General features: G+C 45.2%; 23 protein-coding genes. 4 read left to right on the top strand and 19 right to left on the bottom strand.

Annotated features, from left to right (window positions below; translation table 11 throughout):
- The 13 genes from G6047_RS06585 to G6047_RS06525 form a co-directional block, all read right to left on the bottom strand.
- Nucleotides 1-999, bottom strand: coding sequence for a BtrH N-terminal domain-containing protein (locus G6047_RS06585; protein ID WP_169526694.1), 999 nt, complete (start codon nucleotides 997-999; stop codon nucleotides 1-3).
- Nucleotides 999-1403: a hypothetical protein gene (locus G6047_RS06580; RefSeq protein ID WP_169526693.1), complete on the bottom strand. Its 405-nt coding sequence runs from the start codon at nucleotides 1401-1403 to the stop codon at nucleotides 999-1001. Before G6047_RS06580 ends, G6047_RS06585 begins: the two co-directional genes overlap by 1 nt.
- 72 nt (nucleotides 1404-1475) lie before the next feature.
- Nucleotides 1476-1961, bottom strand: a complete 486-nt coding sequence (locus tag G6047_RS06575) for an ABC transporter permease (protein WP_169526692.1) — start codon at nucleotides 1959-1961, stop codon at nucleotides 1476-1478.
- The gene (locus G6047_RS06570) at nucleotides 1958-2392 is read right to left on the bottom strand and encodes a hypothetical protein (protein ID WP_169526691.1); all 435 of its coding nucleotides are present in this window, start codon (nucleotides 2390-2392) and stop codon (nucleotides 1958-1960) included. Before G6047_RS06570 ends, G6047_RS06575 begins: the two co-directional genes overlap by 4 nt.
- Entirely contained in the window at nucleotides 2392-3528 is a 1137-nt protein-coding gene (locus G6047_RS06565) for a beta-ketoacyl-ACP synthase III (protein ID WP_169526690.1), read from the bottom strand. The genes G6047_RS06570 and G6047_RS06565 overlap by 1 nt, the downstream gene beginning before the upstream one ends.
- Nucleotides 3521-4441 (bottom strand): NADPH-dependent FMN reductase family protein, encoded by a 921-nt coding sequence (locus G6047_RS06560; protein ID WP_169526689.1) that lies wholly within the window; start codon nucleotides 4439-4441, stop codon nucleotides 3521-3523. Before G6047_RS06560 ends, G6047_RS06565 begins: the two co-directional genes overlap by 8 nt.
- Before the next feature lie 49 nt (nucleotides 4442-4490).
- A complete protein-coding gene (locus G6047_RS06555; RefSeq protein WP_169526688.1) occupies nucleotides 4491-6146 on the bottom strand; it encodes a phytoene desaturase family protein in 1656 nt (551 codons plus the stop codon).
- A 55-nt stretch (nucleotides 6147-6201) separates the two neighbouring features.
- A complete protein-coding gene (locus tag G6047_RS06550; RefSeq protein ID WP_169526687.1) occupies nucleotides 6202-7080 on the bottom strand; it encodes an LpxL/LpxP family acyltransferase in 879 nt (292 codons plus the stop codon).
- A complete protein-coding gene (locus G6047_RS06545; protein ID WP_169526781.1) occupies nucleotides 7080-7334 on the bottom strand; it encodes an acyl carrier protein in 255 nt (84 codons plus the stop codon). The genes G6047_RS06550 and G6047_RS06545 overlap by 1 nt, the downstream gene beginning before the upstream one ends.
- Before the next feature lie 2 nt (nucleotides 7335-7336).
- Complete coding sequence (locus G6047_RS06540) at nucleotides 7337-8563, bottom strand: beta-ketoacyl-[acyl-carrier-protein] synthase family protein (protein WP_169526686.1); 1227 nt, start codon at nucleotides 8561-8563, stop codon at nucleotides 7337-7339.
- Between the two features lie 22 nt (nucleotides 8564-8585).
- Nucleotides 8586-9317, bottom strand: a complete 732-nt coding sequence (gene fabG / locus G6047_RS06535; RefSeq protein ID WP_169526685.1) for a 3-oxoacyl-ACP reductase FabG — start codon at nucleotides 9315-9317, stop codon at nucleotides 8586-8588.
- Between the two features lie 9 nt (nucleotides 9318-9326).
- A complete protein-coding gene (locus tag G6047_RS06530; protein ID WP_169526684.1) occupies nucleotides 9327-10451 on the bottom strand; it encodes a WG repeat-containing protein in 1125 nt (374 codons plus the stop codon).
- Nucleotides 10452-10497: 46 nt separating this feature from the next.
- Nucleotides 10498-12018, bottom strand: a complete 1521-nt coding sequence (locus tag G6047_RS06525) for an HAL/PAL/TAL family ammonia-lyase (protein WP_169526683.1) — start codon at nucleotides 12016-12018, stop codon at nucleotides 10498-10500.
- 135 nt (nucleotides 12019-12153) lie between these two features.
- Between G6047_RS06525 and G6047_RS06520 the strand changes: the two genes are divergently transcribed.
- On the top strand, nucleotides 12154-13410 hold the full coding sequence (locus G6047_RS06520; protein ID WP_169526682.1) for an NAD(P)/FAD-dependent oxidoreductase: 1257 nt from the start codon (nucleotides 12154-12156) through the stop codon (nucleotides 13408-13410).
- 36 nt (nucleotides 13411-13446) lie between these two features.
- Here the strand turns inward: G6047_RS06520 and G6047_RS06515 are convergent, their stop codons facing one another.
- Both G6047_RS06515 and G6047_RS06510 read right to left on the bottom strand, forming a co-directional pair.
- Nucleotides 13447-14031, bottom strand: a complete 585-nt coding sequence (locus tag G6047_RS06515; protein WP_169526681.1) for a hypothetical protein — start codon at nucleotides 14029-14031, stop codon at nucleotides 13447-13449.
- 111 nt (nucleotides 14032-14142) lie between these two features.
- The gene (locus G6047_RS06510; RefSeq protein WP_169526680.1) at nucleotides 14143-14754 is read right to left on the bottom strand and encodes a hypothetical protein; all 612 of its coding nucleotides are present in this window, start codon (nucleotides 14752-14754) and stop codon (nucleotides 14143-14145) included.
- A gap of 218 nt (nucleotides 14755-14972) precedes the next feature.
- Between G6047_RS06510 and lepA the strand changes: the two genes are divergently transcribed.
- The gene (gene lepA / locus G6047_RS06505) at nucleotides 14973-16769 is read left to right on the top strand and encodes a translation elongation factor 4 (protein WP_169526679.1); all 1797 of its coding nucleotides are present in this window, start codon (nucleotides 14973-14975) and stop codon (nucleotides 16767-16769) included.
- Between the two features lie 98 nt (nucleotides 16770-16867).
- On the opposite strand, the gene G6047_RS06500 is transcribed toward lepA, so the two are convergent.
- The 3 genes from G6047_RS06500 to G6047_RS06490 are packed head-to-tail and all read right to left on the bottom strand — an operon-like array spanning nucleotide 16868 to nucleotide 18273.
- Nucleotides 16868-17257, bottom strand: coding sequence for a DUF1398 domain-containing protein (locus tag G6047_RS06500; RefSeq protein ID WP_169526678.1), 390 nt, complete (start codon nucleotides 17255-17257; stop codon nucleotides 16868-16870).
- 25 nt (nucleotides 17258-17282) lie between these two features.
- Nucleotides 17283-17768 carry a hypothetical protein gene (locus tag G6047_RS06495; protein ID WP_169526677.1) on the bottom strand — a complete coding sequence of 162 codons (486 nt, stop codon included), beginning with the start codon at nucleotides 17766-17768 and terminating at the stop codon, nucleotides 17283-17285.
- 28 nt (nucleotides 17769-17796) lie between these two features.
- Nucleotides 17797-18273, bottom strand: coding sequence for a hypothetical protein (locus G6047_RS06490; protein ID WP_169526676.1), 477 nt, complete (start codon nucleotides 18271-18273; stop codon nucleotides 17797-17799).
- Nucleotides 18274-18352: 79 nt separating this feature from the next.
- On the opposite strand from G6047_RS06490, the gene G6047_RS06485 reads away from it, so the two are divergent.
- Nucleotides 18353-19339, top strand: coding sequence for a helix-turn-helix transcriptional regulator (locus G6047_RS06485; protein WP_235946505.1), 987 nt, complete (start codon nucleotides 18353-18355; stop codon nucleotides 19337-19339).
- A 248-nt stretch (nucleotides 19340-19587) separates the two neighbouring features.
- Here G6047_RS06485 and G6047_RS06480 read toward each other — a convergent pair whose 3' ends face one another.
- Nucleotides 19588-20073, bottom strand: a complete 486-nt coding sequence (locus G6047_RS06480; RefSeq protein ID WP_169526675.1) for a DinB family protein — start codon at nucleotides 20071-20073, stop codon at nucleotides 19588-19590.
- 230 nt (nucleotides 20074-20303) lie between these two features.
- On the opposite strand from G6047_RS06480, the gene thiL reads away from it, so the two are divergent.
- Nucleotides 20304-21350 carry a thiamine-phosphate kinase gene (gene thiL / locus G6047_RS06475; protein ID WP_169526674.1) on the top strand — a complete coding sequence of 349 codons (1047 nt, stop codon included), beginning with the start codon at nucleotides 20304-20306 and terminating at the stop codon, nucleotides 21348-21350.
- Nucleotides 21351-21535 lie beyond the last annotated feature (185 nt).

Below are 21535 nucleotides of genomic sequence, written 5' to 3'. Positions count from 1 at the left end.
TCAGGCAATCGCTTTTTTTAATTTTTTGAAGAAATCTTCTTCAAGGTCGGCAATTTTGAGCAATTCCTGAGACAATAAATTGTAAACATCTTTTTTAGACGACCGATTTTTATAGACACGCGACGCTTCCAGTGCAAAGTCACGCCATTGATCACCAATTTTCGTAATTTCGAAAGACAACTCGCGAAGTTCCGGTTTTCCCAGTATTTCTGCCGATTCCTGAAGAAAGGCGGCAAAAATATACCGGAAACCGCCGCCGCCTGTACCAATTTCTTCCTGCATCCGGACAATTTGCGCCAGATAATGATTCGCAACCTTCACGCCTTTTTTCTCGGGCCATTTCGCAATCATTTTGGCAACGGTACGAATTCCTTTGACCCCGACGATAGGCACCGGAGCCAACATATCTCGGCACGTTTCCTTGATTCCTTTGATGATGGCTTTTGGCAAATCGGCTTTTGTTGGAATTGAGGTCGGATAATACATCTGGCCTTTTGGCGCAAAAGCTCCTTTGGCAAAACGCACTTTCTCCATTTCCTTATGCGTCAACGTGGTCACGGTTTCCATGACCGGATCGCTGACGAGGTAATCGGTTTCTGTTTTTCCATAAACCACGCAATTGTGGGCGTTGAAATGGAAACGGTATTCGTCCGGAAAATAACTCAGGCCGTATACGCCTACCTGAAGCCCGGTCGGGATATTGTTTTTGAGGTTTTCGTCCAAGGCTTTTTCAGCTTCTTTCGGATTCGAGAATTTGACGCGTTTGACCTTGAATCCAAGCCGTTTGGCCGCTTTGTTGAAAATGGTTCCCGGCATTGGCCGATATGAGATCGCCGGCGCATGGTTAACCATCAAAAACGGAATGTAGACATAGAACAATCCGGAGCCGATTCCAAAAATCATCGGTTCGCTGATATCGAATCCCTGGTGTTTGAGCAGGTTGGAAGCGACACCATTTTCGCAATGGGCCGATTGGTGGTGTGTAAATCCTAGTTCCATCAGTCGGCTTTAAAATGTTTGAGTTCCGATGTCGTGATATCGAAAGCCTCGGCGTATCTGGAAAGTATCTTGTCGTTCAGTTTGGCAAAAACAGACGGTTTGAAATGACGTTTGACGCGCCATTGCCACATCCCGACATAACTCGCCAGAATAGGAAGATCCATTTTGGCCAGTTCCATGAAATACGGAATCGGGCTTGATTTTCCAGCCTTGAAATCATTTTTGGCTTCCTCGATCCGCTCGTTGATGACCTCAAGCGAATTTGATAACGCTATGGATTTCGGTTCCCATCCGGTGCTTAAAGCGGTGGTGTAATTGCCGTCTTTATCTGTCGCATACAGCAATTCGCGCACATTCTTTTTGGAAAGGTTTCCTTCGTCTTGTGGAACTTCGTCTTGTTTCATAGGTAAAATTTCCAAAATAATTTAATCGTCCAAGACATCGGAACGACTAAAAGCTAAAGGGCAAAAGTACCGCTAAACGTTGGATTTCGCAACAGGCTGAGACGGTTGCTGCTGGATGAAAAGGTTGATTTCGCCTTCGAGTAAGACCGTATCACCACATTGGGTTTTACAGCCCATGGTACACAAGGTATAATCGTCGGTCACGAAATTGGAAATCAGGGTTGCATACGTACGGATCACATCACCGACACATGGCAAACTATGGATTTTAAGTGTTTTTATGGCACTGATGAAACCAATGACATTCGAGTCCGGCTGTTCATTCCCTTCGGCATCTTCGGAATATCCTTTGCCGACGATAGCCGAACAGGTTTGCGCCGCATTTTCAACTAATCCGGATTCTGAAAAACATCCCGAAGCATCAATAAAAATATTATCCGGAAGCAACGTAAATTGGGTTTCCACATGTTCGGGATCCATGCTGGTTATCAAATCGACCATCAAAAACGGCTCGCGATGCGGCAGGTAATGCGTTATGTCGATTGGATATTCGTTCATTTGGCGAGTACGGTTTTGAGTTGGCCTTTCGCGATTTCGACTCCGTTGCAGCTTGTTGTTACGTCGACCAACGTGATTCCGGCGAATTCCTGGAGTATTTCGGCACGTGATATCAATGTAGAATAGACTGGCGGGAGCGAATGGATTTCCAACGAGGTTATCGACCCGATGTAACCCGTAGGCGCCTGCTCTTTTCTCAGGTAAAACTGATAACCGGTGTGGAGCGCGACCGTTTGGGCCATGTGTTCGACGAGTCCGGCTTCGGCAAAATGCCCGTGGTTTGCAAAAATGTTTTCTGCGGAAATATCAAGGCCCGCTTCGATCGAAGTCTCCGTAAATGACAACAGTTTATCGACCATCACGAAAGGCGTTTTTTGAGGGATAAGGTTCCCGACGAATTCGCTGTCGTATGTGGTTCCGGAAAATTCCATTAGACTACGGTAAGATAGGCATATGCAAAAGAAAAACGCCCGCTTTCAGGTACAGAAAGCAAGATTTTTTGTCCTTTTTGAAGTTTCCCTGAATTGAACAATTCTTCCAAAGCCAGGTAAATCGATGCCGATCCGACATTTCCGACGCGTTGCAGGTTCATGAACCATTTTTCGTCTGCCGGACAAATGCCTTTTTCCGACATGGCAGATTTCAATCCGGCCACGAAATAATGCGAAGAAACATGGGGCAGGAAATAATCAATTTCGTCAACTGAAAATTTATTCTTTTCCAACGTCGAAACCATGCTTTCAACGCCTTTTTCAAGAATGTACTTATCGAGCAGTTTCACATCCTGTTTGATTGAAAATACTGATTCTTTCAGCCATTCCGACGGATCGTAATCACTCCACGGCTTAATGCTGCCATCTTCGTTCTTATCACCTCCGGCATACATACAGGCTTCGAGTTCGTGGGCATACGAATACGCGTCCATCCATTCTACGCGAAGGGAAAGCCCGTTTTCGTTAGGCTTATTCTGAAGAAGGAAAGCGCCCGCTCCGTCTGAAAGCATCCATCTGAGGAAATCTTTCTTGAACGCGATGATAGGCTGTTCCTCTAAATTTTTAAGGTTGGTGACTTCCTGCTCGTATTTATCGGCTACCATCCAGGTAGATACTTTTTCGGAACCGGTACAAACGGCATTCGTCGTATTGCCTGATTTGATGGAAAGGTATCCGTATTTAAGCGAATTCATCCCGGCGCAACAAACACCAGTGGAAGAATTGAGTTCAACCGATTGGTTTTTCAATAACCCATGCACCATTGCCGCATGTGAAGGCAGGAAATTATCGGGGGTCGAAGTACCGCACGAAAGCAATTCCATATCGCTTGACGCAAAGCCGGAACCGAAAAGGGTTTCGATGGCATTACGCGTCATTTCGGCATTGTTGTGCGTGCTTTTTCCTTCTTTATCCAAAGCATAATGGCGACTCACAATTTTATTGTTCCGAAGTATCAGTCGCCGGGCTTTCGATGCCGTCTCGTTGATCATTCCGAGATAGGTTTCCATATCATCGTTCTGTATCGGCTCATTCGGCAGGAATTTACCCGCTTTGGTAATATATACGTCAAACATACTTATTCTCCTCAACCCCTTGAAAATAAAGGGCTTCTCTCTTAATTTTATTCAGCTTCAGGGGATACGTTAAAAGGTGCAAGATATAGACAATTGGCGATATTACCCAAATTGCCAGAAACAAATAAACATAAAATACTTTAAGCCATGATTTGCGTGAATCTTTTTTGGATATGATAAAATTCGACCACTTTTTAAAGATTTTATTACCTGTCTTATCCACTAGCGTCAGGTAGGAACTAATGCGTACACCGTCTGCTTTGACAAGCTCGGCCTGCATTCCGTCAAAATTCCCTGACTTGAGGTGGTTCAAAATGATGTGGCCGAATTTAGTCGATTCGGCTATGTCTTTATCCGAAACCCCGGGCAACGGAAATATGCCCAGATATTTCTTTTTGACACCCGTAAACATCCATTCCACAATGGTGATGACACTGGTAAGATTTCCCACACGGTCTACAAGGGCAATGTTCCCGACGAGTTTTGCACCGCCCTGGAAAAGCAATTTCTTCACTTTTTCCTGCGCCATGATCCACATATTGCGCGAACCGGAAATGGTCACGACCGGCGTATCTTTGAGCAACACGGCAGCATCGGCGCTTTTGAGGAAGGAATTGATGGGGATGGATGGTGACAGATACCAAACCTGGTAGTGGAAAAGTATCAGGTCGTATTTCTTATTCAGTATTTCGTTCGGAACAGGATCAAGCTCGGTCGGGATTTGTAAAAACGATTCCGGAAACGCATCGAAGAAATTATCCTTGGCCCACGGAAAAGGAAATGGCTGTAGCGGTTTGATTTGATGATAGTCAACCTGAGTGTCGCCATCTGTTTCAAACGGCAATGCCACATTTTTGGCAATCTCAGCAAGTTGTCCTGACTGGGTAAAATAAATGACCAGAACGTTCTTCATCCCTTGTGTTTTTTCGGCCGCAAAGTAAGCGAAAAAAGGCCAACTTATGTTATGCCGGCTTTATTTCCTTGAAGGTGCGTATTTTATCGGAACGTTTTACATGGATCCAATCGGGCCATGTTTGCGGATTGTCGGCGTCGTAGATACGCAATTGCTGGTTTTCATCTTCAATCATCAAATCGTCCGGATGGCATTTGAGGATGGCAGATGCTGCATTTACACCCGAATAGGTAGCTCCTGCAACCCCGTGAGACAAAGTGCTGGCACCACACAAATACAGGTTTTCAATCTCAGAACCTACTTTGTACGCGAAAGGCCCCACGTTTTTGAGTGTCTTTTCTGTTCCGTAGACATTGCCTTTGGTGGAATTGATATAGAATTCGTTGGTCTTTGGCGTACCGAGTTCGGCCTGGACGATATGCTGACGAACATCCGGAATTACTTTTTCAAGCGTGTTGAGCATTTTATCGGTGGCTTTTTGCTTGAATTCAAGATATTCGGGTGAATGATAATCTTCGGCGGTTCCGAAATCCTTTAAATTGTCGTAGTTGATGTAGGTCACGACCTCAAAATTATGGTAGCGTCCGTTGAAGCTCGCCGGATCTTTCATTGTGGTGCAACTGACGAAGACAGCCGGAAAATCTGTGCCTTCTTCAACATCGGCAGCCATAAGTTCATCGAAACTCGCATCTATGTCCGGATTTCGCATAAGCCAGATGTTGCCCGAATCGATTCCATATTTGGTGACATCCATATCGACGGTGAGGAAAAGGATTAAGGATGTTACCGAATAGGTTGTCTTTTCGAGTTTTTCGAGCAGCTTTTTACTCAGGTTTTCTTTCCCGATCAAATTCAGATACGTGATGGACGGATCGGCATTAGAGACGATTATATCGGCAGAGATCTCAGTCCCGTCGGCCAACTTTACACCAACTGCTTTTTTATTTTCAATGACGATTTTAGCAACAGATTGACTGATTTTAATAATTCCGCCATGGCGTTTGAAGGCATTCGTCATGGCTTTTACGATTCCGCCTCCGCCTCCCATCGGGTAAAATCCACCCTCGAAATAATGCGCAAGTACCGATGCATGGACCGGAAAGCAGGCGCGGTTGGGAGCAAGTCCGTGGTCGCCGCATTGAATATTGAGGATTGCCGCCGCCAACGGATCTTTGACATACCAGCCCAAAACGCGTTTGACGCTGAACAAAGCCGTTTTGCCAAAATGCTTCGTCCGGAACGGAACCGTGATTTTTTGCCACCAGCCTTTGAGTTTGGGGATTTTCATCAGTTCGGTATGGACTTTTTGGATCAGGCCGAGATAGTCGCGTATTTTTTTGGCTTCGGATGGAAACCTGTCAGATAATTTATCCTTCAGATTTTCAACTCCCTGAGGAATGTCGAACCGTTCGTTCCCAATGATGCAATGCTCGTAACCTTCCGGATTCATCCTGAAAAAGACAATATCGTTGGCAATGCCCAAACCGCGGTACAAAATATCGGTCGATTCGCCTTTGTCGACCTGGCCAACATAATGCACGCCCGGACTGAACCGTTGCCCGCCCAACGTAAAGCTATGGCTCCAACCGCCTGGAACGTAATGCTGCTCCAGGATCAGGACTTTTTTTCCGGCACGCGCCAGGCAAATACCGGCAGCTAAACCGCCAACGCCGGATCCGATAATGATACTGTCAAATTTTTCCATGCGTAAGCCGATTGTGCCAAAGTCGTGCGCACACGAAAAGTCAGCGGTTTATTTTTTATTGTCGTTTATCCCAGAAATCAAAGTAGTTGAACCATTGATACGGGTATTTTTTTAGCATTAAACCTACACTTTCGGTATAGGCGCGAAGCAGTGCTTTCTCATCGCGATGCCTGACTTCTGCCAGTCGTGCGTACAAATGATAATGCAGCTTCGGTTCTTTCATAACGTAAACAAAAACCACCGGAACACGTAATCTGGAAGCGATAAGGAATGGCCCGGCAGGAAAATTCGCCTGTTCGCCAAGGAATTCTTCGGTCAAAACTTTGTTGCCAGGGAAATATCGGTCGCCGGTAAAACAAACGAGTTCGTTTCTGGCCAAAGCGGCATTGATTTCGAAAATGTGGGATAAATCGTCTTTGATGATGATAAAATTGATCGCCGATTTCTTGGTCACCGAGGCGAGATAGTCGCGAATGGCCGAATGCTCCATATCTGTCGTGACCAGGTTGATCTGGAAATGCAGGTCGAGTTCGCCAAAGAAGTGTTCGGCGATTTCAAAATTCCCTATGTGGGCACTGATCAAAACGGCTCCTTTTTTCTCTTTTAGAAGTTCAAGCAGCAATTCCACACCGTCGAATTCGTAGCTGAACTTATTTGAAACGCCAGAGGTAATGGCCACTTTATCAATTATGGTCTGCCCGAATGTGTAATAGCTTTTAAATAAAGCCATTTTGGTCTTCCACTTAGAATAACCAAGCCGCTGCCTGAAATAATAGGACATGGATTTATTTACCTTCGGCAGGAACAGAAAGTAATATAACGCGACAAAATTCAGGATAAAGTAAGCCGGGCGAACGCCTCCGCTGCGCATCAAGAAAACAAAAATCCTATAGCCGAGAACCGTGCCTTTAGATTTGCCTTCCCATTGCGTCATCAGGCTTGCTTTGCTTTTATTTTATTCTCGATCAGATCGTAGAACGTCTGGAATGTCGAAATGCCTACAAAGTCGGCTTCAACAAGTTTTACCCCAAAGTGCGATTCTATGGAAACCACAAGATCAACATAGTCGAGACTGTCAAGACCAAGTGTATCTTTTAATATTGCATCAGGTTGGATATCCGCTTCATTTGTTTCGAATTCCTCAGAAAGGAAGTCTTTAATCTTGTCAATAATCTCCTGTTTATCCATTATCATTTCAAAAATTTTTTAACGACGAGTGCCGAATTTGTTCCTCCGAACCCGAAAGAATTCGACAAAAATAAATTAATTTCCTTATCCTGAGTTGTACGCGCCAGATTTAATTTGGCCGAGTCTTCATCTGGGTTTTCAAGGTTGATGTTTGGCGCAACGAATGAATGCTGCATCATCAATATCGAATAGATCACTTCACTCGCACCCGCCATCCAGCATTCGTGACCCGTCATGGATTTGGTCGAACTCACCAAAGGGCCGTTTTCACCAAATACCTCAACGATTGCCTTTGCCTCGTTTGCATCACCAACCGGAGTCGAAGTGGCATGGGCGTTTATGTAGTCGATTTCAGCTGCCGAAACACCCGCTTCAGCCAATGCTTTTTTCATGGCCGCTGCCGGTCCGTCTACGTTTGGAGTGGAAATATGGCCGCCGTTGGATGAGAATCCGTAACCGATGACTTCGGCAATGATATCTGCTCCACGTGCGATGGCCGATTCGTAACTTTCAAGGATAAGCGTTGCGCCGCCGCCACTCGGAACCAATCCGTCGCGTGAGGAATCGAACGGACGTGAAGCCTGAGCCGGATTTTCTTCGTTGGGTGAAAAAACCCCGAGTCCGTCAAAACTCGACATGGCGTATTTGTTGATTTCCTGTGAACCGCCGCAGATGATGACATCCTGCATGCCACTTTTGATCAGGTAGTATCCCATCCCGATCGAATGCGAACCCGATGCACAGGCCGCACTGATGGTCATATTGACCCCTTTAAGATGGAAAATGGTCGACAGGTTCATGGTTACAGTAGAATTCATCGACTTAAAGATGGCACCGGAACCAATAAGGGCGGTGTCTTTTTTGTCGCGGACAATGTCAACCGCTTCGATGATGGCTTTGGAAACACTGTCGTTTCCGTACAAAATACCAACTTCCCTGTCGTGTAAGAACGGGGCGTCGATTTTGGCATTTTCAAGGGCCTGGACAGTCGCTGCGTAAGCGTATTCGGTTTCTTCACCTACACTCACACGCTGGCGTCGGCTCAAAGCTTCTTTCAAATCTGGCTTTGGAACCATTCCGGTAAGTGCCGACCGGAAACCGAATTCCTTTCGTTCCTCGTCTATCCGGATTCCTGATTTCCCTTTGTATAGTGATTCCCTTACCTCTTCTAGCGATGTTCCGATGCAGGAATAGATGCCCATTCCGGTAATTACGACTCTTCTGTCCATTCTTCCTTTCTGCTGTAATTTTTTATGAATAGATTCCACCATTGATGTTAATGACTTCGCCGGTGATGTAACCTGCTTTTCTGGAAACCAGGAAACTGACAAGGTCTGCTATTTCTTCGGCTTCGCCAAAACGGTTGGCCGGAATCATTTTGATAAGTTCCGCTTCATTGAGTTCTCCGGTCATATCTGTCCTGATAAAACCCGGGGCTACCGCATTCACGGTGATATTTCTCTTGGCGACTTCCTGTGCCAATGCTTTTGTGGCTGCTACGACTCCGCCCTTTGCCGCCGAATAATTGACCTGGCCCGCCGTTCCTTTTACACCGGAAACCGATACCATGTTCACGATGCGCCCGTATTTATTCCGCAGCATTTTCTGCATGAAGAAACTCGTGACATTGTAAAATCCGTTAAGGCTTGTGTTGATTACATTGTTCCAATCATCTGATGACATCCACATAAACAGTCCATCTCGCGCGATTCCGGCGTTATTGACGATGACTTCCACAACGGCTTCGGGATTTGATTCCTGCCATTGCGTAAGTGCAGCCGAAGTATCTGCTGCATCTGAAACGTTGAACTGTAAAATTTCGGCAGTCTTGCCCATGCCTTTTATTTCTGCGGCTACTTCTTCGGCAGCTGCAGTATTAGACTGGCAATTAATCAGGATATGATACGAAGTTTCCGAAGCTAATTTGAGGCAGATGGCACGACCGATTCCTCTCGAGCCACCTGTAACCAGAGCACATTTCATGTAAGTGATTTAATTGTGGAATTGTTCGGCATTCTCATACCAGGCGTTGCCTAATACACTGCCGTCAGGTTTGATGAAGCCCCATTGCTTATTGTTCTTGACGCGTGCAAGTCCGTTTACGAATCCGGTCTCATCTTCTTTCACAGCGCTTACAAGGCCGCCAAGACCGCCGCCGTTCGGAACGCCGTATTGCGTTGGTACGACAAGCTTGCCCGAAGTATTCACAAAACCCCAGTCTTTATCTTTGACCGGAGCCAGGCCGTCTGCACTGAAAACTTCCGCATTTTCATAAGCTGGCTCAATAACGACTTCTCCTTTGGTATTGATATAACCCCATTTTTTTCCGATGGCAACCGGGGCAAGCCCTTTTGAAAAAGCCCGCGCCTTATCGAATTTAGGCTCGATGACCCATTTGCCCGATGCATCGATGAATCCGATGCGATCGCCTTTTTTGGCGTAGGTAAGATCGTTTCCGTCGAAATCCCAGATTTTCTGGACACCATCGACTGCCGTGAATTTTCCGTTGTGGACCAATCCGAGTGTTTCCCCGTTTTTAGCCCAGGCGACACCTTTGCTGTAATCGCCAATGTCGTCGTACATGATCTCTACGACTACTTTGCCGGTTTTATCTATGATTCCCCAACGGTCGTTGTTCTTCACACGGGCAAATCCGTTTTGGAATTCTTTTATGGTTTGGTATTTAGGTTCGACGATCATTTTCATCGTCGGACCCATGAAACCGACTTTATCGCCAACCTTGACAAAAGCGATGTCGTCATTGAAATCGAATACCTTATCTGTCACCGGACCTTGGACCGTTTCTCCTTTTTTATTGATGTAGAACCACTTTTTATCTTTGGCCACGACACACAATCCGCTCCCGAAATATTTCACATTGTCAAAAGTAGCCGGGATTGCCCAGTTTCCGGTTTTGTCGATAAAGCCCCATTTTCCCTGATCTTCGGCTGCAGCCAAACCTTCGGAAAAATTTTTTGAATTCTTGAATTTAGGCTGGATGACGAATGCACCGTTTTTCCCGATGTATCCAAAACGCCCATCCTTGCGCACCAGGGCAAGTTCCTGTGCAAAAACAACATTTACAGTAAGAAGTAATAGTATAAGTATTCTTTTCATATCTAACCTATTAGGGATTAATGGCTTTGAAAGCGTAACGAAAATACTAATTATTTATTAAATGATTCTTGACTTTCTGAACGAACGGATACATGACCTGATCTGCCGAAAATTCAGGCAAAATAACTCGCAGGTCATCGTATATTTTACGCGTTGATGGCGAAATGGCATCCTTCTGTTTGAGGATATCGATGGCCTGGATAATGGACATCCACTCAATAGCCAGCACTTCGAACGCATTCTCGATAACCTTAGCCGCAATCACCGCGGAATTGGTTCCCATACTCACGATGTCCTGGTTGTCGTTGTTGTTCGGGATGCTGTGGATGTACATCGGGTTCGACAACATCTGGTTTTCTGCCGTAGTTGAAACTGCAGTAAATTGGGTGCCCTGCATGCCAAAGTTGAATCCGAGTTTGCCCATGTTCACGAACGGAGGCAGGATTTCGTTGATCTTGGCATTCATGAGGTAATTGAGCTGACGTTCAGCCAGCATGGATGTTTTGGCGATGACTATTTTGAGTTTGTCCATTTCAAGCGAAATATAATCGCCGTGGAAATTCCCGCCGTGATACACATGTTTGTTGGCGACGTCGATGATTGGGTTGTCGTTGGCCGAATTGATTTCCTTTTCAAGAATCGCCGCTACCGAATCGATAGTTTCCAATACAGGACCAAGGATTTGCGGCACACAACGCAGCGAGTAATATTCCTGGACTTTTTCTTTAAAGACGGTTTCGGTATTATCGCCCGAATATAAATGGTCGGCTCTTTTACGTACGAGTTTGCTTCCGTCAAGATTCTCACGCATGCGTTTGGCGACTTCACGTTGGCCTTGGTGCAATTTTGTACCGTTGAGTTCTTCGGACAAATGATCGTCGTACGCCTGCACGATTTCATTGATCGCGCAAGAAGCTTTCAAACTCCATTCAAGTACTTTTTTGGCATAATGGACATTGACGACACCTACTCCGGTCATGACGGACGTTCCGTTCATCAACGCAAGGCCTTCGCGAATTTCGACGCTTATCGGTTCCAGACCTTCTGCGGCAAAAACTTCGGCCGTATTTTTCCGTTCGCCTTTGACGAACACTTCGCCCTCACCTATAAGTACAAGCGCCAAATGTGCCAGCTGGACCAAATCACCGCTCGCCCCGACTCCGCCGTGTTCAAAGATCAACGGTGTGATGTCGCGGTTGAGCAATTCCTTCATCAACTGGATCACAGACGGATGGACGCCCGAATTACCAAGCGAAAGCGTATTCAACCGGGCCAGCATAGCCGCACGCACCATTACGGGATCAAGCGGTTTTCCGGTTCCTGAAGAATGGCTCCGGATCAGGTTGTACTGCAATTGGATTCTGTCGGCATCTTCTATCCGATATTGAGCCATTGGCCCGAAACCGGTGTTGACGCCGTAAATCACTTTATTTTCTGAGAACTCCTTCAGGAATTCAAAACTCTCTTTCACTCTATTTAAAACCTCGGGGCTTATTCCGACCTCTTCTTTATCAAAAAGGATTTTGTCAAACTCACTAAGGCTTAAATATTCCTGTATCGTGTTCATCTAAGATTAAAAATTTTAATCTGCCCGTTTATTAGGCTGATTTTTATTTTTTTATTCGGTGTAATTGTCTCTATTTTTGAGGCCACAAATGTAATACTTTTAAGATTGTTTTAAGAAACAAATAAACCTACATCTATGTTAAAAGAGGTTGTCGATGTTTTAGTGATCGGAGCTGGCCCTTCGGGTTGTGTTTCCGCATGTCATTTACACAATAATGGCGTGAAGGTGAAGATGGTGGAAAAAACAAAATTCCCTCGGCTTGTTGTCGGTGAAAGCCTTATTCCAAGAGTAATGGATCATTTTGACGAGGCGGGGCTGTTTCCGGCTCTCGATGCCATGAATTTCGAGAAGAAACTTGGAGCCCGATTCATTCGCGGTGAAGAAATATGCGTGTTCGATTTCAGCGACAAATATGGAGAAGGCTGGGATTGGACGTGGCAGGTACCTCGCGCCGATTTTGACAATACCATGGCCCAGGAGTGCATCAAGAAAGGAATAGACCTTGAATTTGAATCGGAAGTGCTTGAAGTTTCTTTTGAAGGAAAGAACTCAAAGACCATCGTCAAGGATAAAGAGGGTAACTTAAAAGAGATATCGGCAAAATTCATCATCGATTCAAGCGGATACGGCCGTGTATTGCCGCGTCTGCTCGATTTGGACACGCCGTCGCATCTGGATCCGCACTCCTCGATTTTCACCCATGTGAAAGATATAAACCGCGAAGAAGGTGAAGAAGGCACATTGATTTCGTTCGATATTCTGGAAACGGAAGTCTGGCTTTGGGTGATTCCATTCTCTAACGGCAATACGTCGCTTGGCGTGGTCGGGCCTACAACTTTCATCAATTCACTTTCTGAAAACAAAGACAACCGCGAAGCCTTGAACAACGCGATCAAATTGTCTGACTATTACGTAAAACGATTCGGCGGCGTTGACTTTTTGTTCGAGCCTGTAAAACTTGAAAACTACTCGCGTTCGGTAAAAAGGATGTATGGAGATGGCTTCGCATTGACCGGAAACAGCTCCGAATTCCTTGATCCGGTATTTTCATCGGGCGTTTGTTTCGCAACCGAATCCGGAATGAAAGCGGCCAAATTGTACCTGCGCGAACAACAGGGCGAAAGCGTTGATTGGGAAACAGAATTCACCGGCTACATGCGCCGCGGGATTGGCGTTTTCACCACCTATGTAAAAGAATGGTACACCGGAAACCTGCAGACGTTATTCTTCCATCAGCCGGAAAACCCGGATGTCAAAAAGAAAATCTGTGCGGTTCTGGCCGGATATGTTTGGGACGAAACCAATCCGTTCGTGAAGAAACATGACAATGTAATCAAGAATATGGCTTATATGCTGAACCAGGAAAAGGCCGCGGCAGAGAAGAATGCTTAACGAAAAGCCCGAAAGTGATTTCGGGCTTTTTTTTATTTATAATATCCTTTTAATCTGTTGCACTAAATTCTTCGCCAACTTCTCATAGGCCCCGGAAATGCGTTCTCCCGGATCATTGAGGTTTTTGTTGTCGAGCCCAATCGCTTTTTCAAACTTCACTTCAAGCAAGACATTGGCAGGATTCGCCGTCTCAAAAACCGAAACGATTGCCGTAATCTTTGGTGGCTCGCCTCCCGGCCCGATTCCGTAACCGGGATAAATCCAGACGGTTTTGATTTTCATGGTGTATGTGGCCGATGGGTTTTTGGCAACCGACACCTCGCCTTTGTCAAACCGTTTGTTGAAGTATTCCATGAAGCGCGGCTCGTATTTTTCTTCGCGGTCGGCATACCATTGTTTTGCGAAACGTTCGGCTTTTTCCGGATTCTTTTCTCTTTTTTCGACTTTCTCTTTTATAAAGGCTTCTTCAGATGCATATCCGTTGATTTCCATGCCTTTATAGTCGAACGTTACATTATAAGCCGCAATGGATTTGAGATTTTCGAATTTACCCGAGATGATGTCATAACGCTGTGCCGACATGGCAACCGGAATCAACAGTAAAATAAAAAAGTGCTTCATAGTAATTGTCATTGACGAAATGTAGCAACATTGTGCTGCATTTACAAATCTAAATGTACGGACACAAAAAAACCCGGAATTACCGGGCTTTCTGTCAGAATTTGATGCTGATTATTTATAGGCTTTCTTCAAAAGATATTGTCCCAAAGATTTACCTGTCTTTGCATACCCTTCGGCAATACGGTCTTCGTTGCTGAACGACCCGCCGAAAATATCACCAGGAGCTTTTTCCATAGAAATTTCCAAAAGCACATTGCCTTTATTGGCCGTCTCGACAAACTTGAGGTTCGTACTTACTTTAGCGCCTTTTTTCATGATCCCAACGTTGTATCCCGGATAAATCCATACGGCTTCTACGATAAGCGTATATTTTGCGGAACCCAGTCCTTTTCCAAAATTAACAGATTGTCCCTTTTTCTCCAACATGGTGTTGACCAATGAAATGAATTTAGGCTCAAAGGCATCTTCACGGCTTGAATACCATTTCTTTTTCCAGATATCACCTTTACCCTTTTCCTTTGAGTTCAGGTCGGCAACGCGGTCGGCAACATATTTTTCATCGGAAAGATTGTCTTCCATGAGTTTAAGTTTGTCGTAGGTAAACTCGACATTGATTTCCTTTTGCCCGGCGAGGAAACCGAAATCACCTTTTTTCACGTCTATGTCCTGTGCCGAAGCCAAAGCGCTCACAAAAAGTACTGCTGCAAATACTGCTTTTTTCATTGATTAGGTTTTTTTAAATTTTGGCTAAATATATTATTTAATTGGAACGTAACGACTGACGGAATTCATAAATTTTAGGTGCTTCGGATGAAAATTTCAGTCGCTTGGACAACTATTTAAAACGTCATACACTTTTGCTTTGAAGCACATTAACGCTATATTTGCCGATTAATTCCGACAGGGCTTTGCCCATGTTGCGCCATATTGATACACTGAAGATGAAGAACATTCGCAATTTTTGCATCATTGCCCACATCGACCACGGAAAAAGTACGTTGGCCGACAGACTTTTGGGTGCTACACAAACCGTTACCGCACGCGAAGAAAAGGCGCAATTGCTCGACAATATGGATCTGGAACGCGAACGTGGCATCACGATCAAGAGCCACGCGATCCAGATGGATTATACTTATAAAGGGGAAAAATACATCCTGAACCTCATCGATACGCCGGGACACGTTGACTTTTCGTACGAAGTTTCGCGCTCGATTGCGGCCTGTGAAGGTGCGTTGCTGATTGTGGACGCGGCCCAAAGCATACAGGCACAGACGATTTCCAATTTGTATCTGGCTCTCGAAAACGACCTTGAAATAATCCCCGTGTTGAACAAAGTCGATCTGCCGAGCGCGAATCCCGAAGAAGTAAGCGACGACATTGTGGATCTTTTGGGATGTAAGCTGGAAGACATCATACACGCATCGGGGAAAACCGGTTTTGGCGTCGATAAAATATTGGAAGCGATCATCGAACGTATTCCGGCTCCAAAAGGAGACATCGAGGAACCTTTACAGGCGTTGATATTCGATTCGGTCTACAATCCGTTCCGCGGCATCGAAGTTATTTTCCGTGTCAAGAACGGCGAAATCAAAAAGGGCCAGAAGATCAAGTTCATGGCTACGGGTAACGAATATTTTGCGGATGAAATCGGGACGTTGAAACTCAACCAGGTGCCAAAACCATCGGTCGGTGCCGGAGACGTTGGGTATTTGATTTCGGGTATTAAAGAAGCAAGAGAGGTAAAAGTGGGCGATACGATCACCGATGCCAAAACGCCTACGACCAATATGATCACCGGTTTCGAAGATGTGAAGCCGATGGTATTTGCCGGAATCTATCCGGTCGATACCGAAGATTACGAAGAACTGCGTGCCTCAATGGAGAAACTCCAATTGAACGACGCGTCTCTGGTTTTCCAGGCAGAAAGTTCGGCGGCGCTTGGCTTTGGTTTCCGATGCGGCTTCCTTGGCATGCTTCACATGGAAATCATACAGGAACGCCTGGAGCGCGAATTCAATATGACCGTGATCACGACGGTTCCGAACGTGTCGTATCTCGCTTACACCAAAAAAGAGCCTGAAGTTGGCCTTATCGTCAACAACCCGTCTGATTTGCCCGAACCTTCCAAGCTCGATCGTGTGGAAGAACCCTACATCAAGGCCACGATCATCACCAAGTCTGATTTTGTGGGCAACGTGATGTCGCTCTGTATCGAGAAACGCGGACAGATCACGAACCAAACCTATCTTACCACGGAGCGTGTCGAACTCAATTTCGATATGCCGCTTGCTGAAATCGTATTCGATTTTTACGACCGTTTGAAAACCGTTTCAAAAGGGTATGCGTCTTTCGATTATTCGCCTATTGGCATGCGGACATCGAATCTCGTTAAGCTTGACGTGCTTTTGAACGGAAATACGGTAGATGCGCTATCTGCTTTGATCCATGCGGACAATGCCTACAACATCGGGAAGAAAATGACCGAAAAATTGCGTGAACTGATCCCACGCCAGCAATTCGACATTCCAATCCAGGCTGCCATTGGAGCCAAGATCATCGCGCGTGAAACCATCAAGGCTTTGCGTAAAGACGTTACGGCCAAATGTTACGGCGGTGATATTTCGCGTAAAAGAAAACTTCTTGAAAAACAGAAAAAAGGTAAGAAACGCATGCGCCAGGTTGGTAATGTGGAAATTCCGCAGGAAGCTTTTATGGCGGTTTTGAAGTTGAATGATTAATTAATAAGTAACGATTACTAATTAATAATTTCTTAGCATACAGAGCCTGTCCGTATTGGATGGGCTTTTTTGTTTTTATGTCACCCGTTTGAGATTCATTAACCCGGAATTTGTTCCACCAGCATTTGATTTCCGGCTTTGTCAAAATAGGTACACGTCATTTTTTGTAGGTCGACAGCCCATTTTTCAATACCCGATTTGGCGCAATCGGCACAAAAAGTACTATAATCGGTTTGCCCCTGCTGATGGGATTTAAGATCCGATTTGAATTGGCTTTCATTGCTGGTTTGGGAAATTTTGAGCTTTTGATATTTTGCCGGCATTGACGCTTTGAAGTTATCGGCTCCAAAAAAATCGGTATGGCCATCGGACACAAACGTTTCATAATAGGTGACGCCAAGGTCTTTGATCTCGCGAATGTAAGCGGGGAAATCGGCTCCGGATTTTACTTTGGAATGAGCGGCTTTGATTTGGTCTGTCGTAAACATGGTAGCAGAAGGATTTATTTTTTGGTTAAAGCATTAAGTCGAAAAACCGAAAGATCGATTCCCGGGTTCCTTCTTTATCAAGGTTTTCCTTTTCAATTATTTTGGCTTTGAGTTTTGTCAGACTTGACCTCAACCGGTTTTCAGGAAAATATTCATGCACGAAAAAATCGGAAAGTGAGTAAATAAATTCAAGCAGCTCCTGCATTTCTGACTCGACTGTTATCGAATCTGTTTTTGCAATCAGTTGTTGGATCAGGATGACAAAACTAATTTCATCGTTTTTAGTAAACAGTCCTGAGTAGGCATATTTTACAAGATCGGGATAATATGCGTCATAATTATTTTGAGCGATAATTTTGCCAACCTGTTCAAAGTAAGATTGTTTGGTCTCTTGATGAAATACCAAAGTCTTTTGGTAAAATGCGGTGCGCCAGTCTTCAAAACTAATATATGAATCCCACATTTCAGGAATGTCATTTTTATATACTGTCAGAAATTCTTGTACCGTCATCGTTTAATTTTTTAGATTCCCATGAAATCTACCCCAAAACCACATGCATCACCTTGGCCGCCGATGCCCGTACATGATGATACAAAGTCGCCACGATCATCAGGTCTGAAATGTCGATATCCACGATTTGTATTTCCATGGTTTGTACAAGCCACGGTTCAGACTTGACGACGACCAGGTCATTATCTTCGGAATCGGTCAGCCGTGTACCTGCCTTGAACCATTTGCCCTTTATGTCGTAACCGGTATCTGAATTATCCAATCGCAATTGCAGATTTCCCCACAACGGCTCGAAAACGGCGGTAAAGACTTCGGTTCCGTTTTGTGTGAGCGGATAAAAAGAGCCGTTCCTTTCCACCCGGAACTGCTGTCCATCTGCATAAACGTCTGCGTCGCCAAAAGCCACGATTCCGGGTGTATCGAACACGATCCGGCCAACGGATCGTCCGTTTGAAAATATATTTATGGTTTCCTTGTCCTGCCATTCGGCTGTATATAGTGTCATTTTTATATGTTTTCTTTAAAGTTCAGTCTTATTTGATAAAATTCAGACAAATCGATTTGCCGCGCAACTTTTTTTACGAATGCCGAAACGTATCTTTGTCCAAACCGCATTTATGTTCGACGAATCGCCCAAACGTTTTGACCGCATCGTGGCCATCCTGATCCAGTTGCAATCCAAAAAGATTGTGAAAGCACAGGAATTGGCCGACCGTTTCGAGGTAAGCCTGCGGACGATTTACCGCGATATCCGTTCACTCGAAGCATCGGGTGTACCCATTTATAGCGAAGCCGGGATTGGATATTCCCTTATTGACGGCTATCGGTTGCCTCCGGTGATGTTCACGCGCGAAGAAGCGTCGAGTTTCATAGCGGCCGAAAAGCTCATGCAGCAGTTCACCGATAAAGAATTGGGCGAACATTATGAATCGGCCATGTTCAAATTGAAATCGGTGTTGCGCAGCGAGGAAAAAGATATGGTATCGGAAATCGAATCGAAAGTATTGATCCGGAACCCGAAAGAAATCCACGGACACATTGCCCCTAATGCCATGGCAACGGTTTTCAGGAGCATTGGTGAAAAATTGCAGTTGAATTTATTCTATGAAGCCATTTCGGCCGATGAACCATCGCACCGTATCATTGAACCCGTGGGTATTTTCCATGAGAACGGTAACTGGTATGTGTACGGCTATTGTCATTTACGGCAGGATTACCGGCAGTTCCGCACCGATCGCATCCATAAGATCACGCTGGGCGAACAAAAGTTCAGCAAATCACATGACGCATTGGAAACGTATCTCGACTCGCCCGGCCATGAAACCACGCTGATCCGGATTCTTGTGGGCAAAGACGTAGCAAAATACATCAAAGACGACCGCAGGAGTTTTGGGTTCAGTTCGCAAAAAGAAACGGCCCAGGGAATCGAAATGACATTCCTGAGCCGTAATCCTAAAAATGGTTTTGCGCGCTGGTTTATGATGTATGCCGATTTGGCGACGATTCTTGAACCGGATTGGATCAAAGAGCGCATAGCCGAATTGCTTGAATCGGCGAAGGCGCGGTTGTGACGTGGCTTTTAGATAATGTTATCTTTTGTCGTTCGGTTCTTTGCAGAAAAAAGTGTTGCCTACATTTTTTATGTACCTGAGGTAATTCCGGAAACACTATCTTGTCATAGGGAAGGGGCCGGTGTTTATCCCTACAAAATCCTGCTTTAATGCAGCTGTAGAAAATATGTATATCTTGTTAAAATTTATACTGACTCATCTGCTTCAAACATCGCCTGACGGAAATACCTCTCCAAAAACCGTCAAAACTACCTTTCACGTTCCCAGAAAAACGGAGGCGTGATTCCCAAAGCGCGCAAATACACATACAATTGCCCGCGATGATGGATTTCATTATCGATGATATAGAAAATGTTCTCGATGACGCGAAAATTATACTGCCCGAAAAGGTTGAACATCTCACCGAAATCTTCCACCGACAGTTTCTTCCAGTTGTCGTTGATCAAATCGGTCGCTTCGTCCCAACGTTCCAGGTAAGCTTGTTTGGTTTCTGAAATCTTGGGCTCGATGTACGGATTGTTGTCACCGTTGGCAATGGCCTGCAATGCGGGAGCGGCTATCGACAACATTTCTGTCACGAGTTTGGCCGGTGTACGCATCCCGCCGATCGAGAATTCGAAAAAATCTTTTTCCGGAAACGCCTCGATTACTCTTCTGGTTAACGAACGATGTCCTTGGAAGTGTTGCAGTAGAGCTTCCGGGCTGATGACCTGTGCTGTGGTTGTTGCATTCATGATGATCTTGTTTTTTAGTTACAGGCCAAAAGTAGAAGCGGGTTGTGACAACAGTCTGTCAGTAGGATTTTGTTTTTTTAATTTTTTTTGGACGAATCGGTTTAAACGTTACAATAAAGCGTGTTTCCCATTTTCGTGTTTACAAAAAAATGTAAACAGCATATTGGTAAACAGGAAAATTCAGTCATAACGAATTCCACTTCGTACCTTTGCAGCCTAAACCTATTACCATGTTGGAAAATAAAGATCCGCAACGCACCTCGATTGCACAGCTCGGCGAATTTGGCCTTATAGATCATCTGGCCAAAAACTTCGGCATAACCCAGGAATCGACGCTTACCGGAATTGGGGATGATGCCGCCGTAATCGATCCGGGTGACCAAAAGGTTGTCGTATCTACCGATTTTCTCATTGAAGGCGTCCATTTCGATTTGTCGTATATGCCGTTGAAGCATCTTGGTTTCAAAGCCGTGTCGGTAAACGTATCGGACATTTGTGCCATGAATGCGCGTCCGACACAGGTTACGGTTTCCATTGCGGTATCGAATAGGTTTCCGCTTGAAGCTATTGAAGAATTGTACGCCGGGATTGCATTGGCGGCTTTGGCGTTCAAGGTTGATGTCGTAGGTGGCGATACCACATCATCCACAACGGGGCTTATCATTAGCGTAACGGCCATCGGCCTTGCCAAATCCGAAGAAATCGTCTATAGGAACGGCGCCAAAGAAAACGACCTGATTGTAGTGACCGGCGATATTGGAGCGGCTTACATGGGGCTGCAGGTTTTGGAACGCGAAAAGCAGGTTTTTCTGGTCAACCCGAATTCCCAGCCCGATCTTGATGCGTATACTTATCTGATAGAACGCCAACTCAAGCCGGAAGCCCGAACCGACGTCCGCACGTTGTTCCATGCCCTTGAGATCAAGCCAACTTCAATGATCGATATATCGGACGGATTGTCATCTGAATTACTTCATTTATGCAAACAATCGAATACCGGATGTGATTTATATGAAGATAAATTACCGCTCGATCCGCAACTGATCTCGACGTGCGAAGAATTCAATATAGACGCGACCACGGTGGCCATAAACGGAGGCGAGGATTATGAATTGCTGTTCACGATTCCGCTCGAAGATTTCGACAAGATAAAAGGCAACCCGAATTTTACGGTCATCGGGCACATGACACAGGCATCGGCCGGATCAAACCTGGTGACCCGGGCAAACACAAAGATCCCGCTAAAGGCACGCGGCTGGAACGCTCTCGATGAATAGCAAAAAAAAAAGCGATACTCCCTAATGTATCGCTTTTTTAGAATCAGTTTTTTCTGCCAACGTGGAGCAGACTGAAAGAAATTGTGCTTGTGAGAGCTTTAAAGGTTTATTAGTTAGACTAAAACTTTATGCTGCTAAATTACACACATGGCATCTTTCGATTGTTACGGTTTCCCGTATATTTG

This window comes from Flavobacterium silvaticum, from assembly GCF_012911565.1.
Taxonomy (GTDB): Bacteria; Bacteroidota; Bacteroidia; order Flavobacteriales; family Flavobacteriaceae; genus Flavobacterium; species Flavobacterium silvaticum.
Note: the sequence above shows the minus strand (reverse complement) of the source record. Positions and strands in the feature narration are given on the sequence as shown.

Coding starts and splice junctions, on each gene's coding strand:
- G6047_RS06585 (WP_169526694.1), bottom strand. CDS start 999: ATGGAACTAGGATTTACACACCACCAATCGGCCCATTGCGAAAATGGT.
- G6047_RS06580 (WP_169526693.1), bottom strand. CDS start 1,403: ATGAAACAAGACGAAGTTCCACAAGACGAAGGAAACCTTTCCAAAAAG.
- G6047_RS06575 (WP_169526692.1), bottom strand. CDS start 1,961: ATGAACGAATATCCAATCGACATAACGCATTACCTGCCGCATCGCGAG.
- G6047_RS06570 (WP_169526691.1), bottom strand. CDS start 2,392: ATGGAATTTTCCGGAACCACATACGACAGCGAATTCGTCGGGAACCTT.
- G6047_RS06565 (WP_169526690.1), bottom strand. CDS start 3,528: ATGTTTGACGTATATATTACCAAAGCGGGTAAATTCCTGCCGAATGAG.
- G6047_RS06560 (WP_169526689.1), bottom strand. CDS start 4,441: ATGAAGAACGTTCTGGTCATTTATTTTACCCAGTCAGGACAACTTGCT.
- G6047_RS06555 (WP_169526688.1), bottom strand. CDS start 6,146: ATGGAAAAATTTGACAGTATCATTATCGGATCCGGCGTTGGCGGTTTA.
- G6047_RS06550 (WP_169526687.1), bottom strand. CDS start 7,080: ATGACGCAATGGGAAGGCAAATCTAAAGGCACGGTTCTCGGCTATAGG.
- G6047_RS06545 (WP_169526781.1), bottom strand. CDS start 7,334: ATGGATAAACAGGAGATTATTGACAAGATTAAAGACTTCCTTTCTGAG.
- G6047_RS06540 (WP_169526686.1), bottom strand. CDS start 8,563: ATGGACAGAAGAGTCGTAATTACCGGAATGGGCATCTATTCCTGCATC.
- fabG (WP_169526685.1), bottom strand. CDS start 9,317: ATGAAATGTGCTCTGGTTACAGGTGGCTCGAGAGGAATCGGTCGTGCC.
- G6047_RS06530 (WP_169526684.1), bottom strand. CDS start 10,451: ATGAAAAGAATACTTATACTATTACTTCTTACTGTAAATGTTGTTTTT.
- G6047_RS06525 (WP_169526683.1), bottom strand. CDS start 12,018: ATGAACACGATACAGGAATATTTAAGCCTTAGTGAGTTTGACAAAATC.
- G6047_RS06520 (WP_169526682.1), top strand. CDS start 12,154: ATGTTAAAAGAGGTTGTCGATGTTTTAGTGATCGGAGCTGGCCCTTCG.
- G6047_RS06515 (WP_169526681.1), bottom strand. CDS start 14,031: ATGAAGCACTTTTTTATTTTACTGTTGATTCCGGTTGCCATGTCGGCA.
- G6047_RS06510 (WP_169526680.1), bottom strand. CDS start 14,754: ATGAAAAAAGCAGTATTTGCAGCAGTACTTTTTGTGAGCGCTTTGGCT.
- lepA (WP_169526679.1), top strand. CDS start 14,973: ATGAAGAACATTCGCAATTTTTGCATCATTGCCCACATCGACCACGGA.
- G6047_RS06500 (WP_169526678.1), bottom strand. CDS start 17,257: ATGTTTACGACAGACCAAATCAAAGCCGCTCATTCCAAAGTAAAATCC.
- G6047_RS06495 (WP_169526677.1), bottom strand. CDS start 17,768: ATGACGGTACAAGAATTTCTGACAGTATATAAAAATGACATTCCTGAA.
- G6047_RS06490 (WP_169526676.1), bottom strand. CDS start 18,273: ATGACACTATATACAGCCGAATGGCAGGACAAGGAAACCATAAATATA.
- G6047_RS06485 (WP_235946505.1), top strand. CDS start 18,353: ATGCCGAAACGTATCTTTGTCCAAACCGCATTTATGTTCGACGAATCG.
- G6047_RS06480 (WP_169526675.1), bottom strand. CDS start 20,073: ATGAATGCAACAACCACAGCACAGGTCATCAGCCCGGAAGCTCTACTG.
- thiL (WP_169526674.1), top strand. CDS start 20,304: ATGTTGGAAAATAAAGATCCGCAACGCACCTCGATTGCACAGCTCGGC.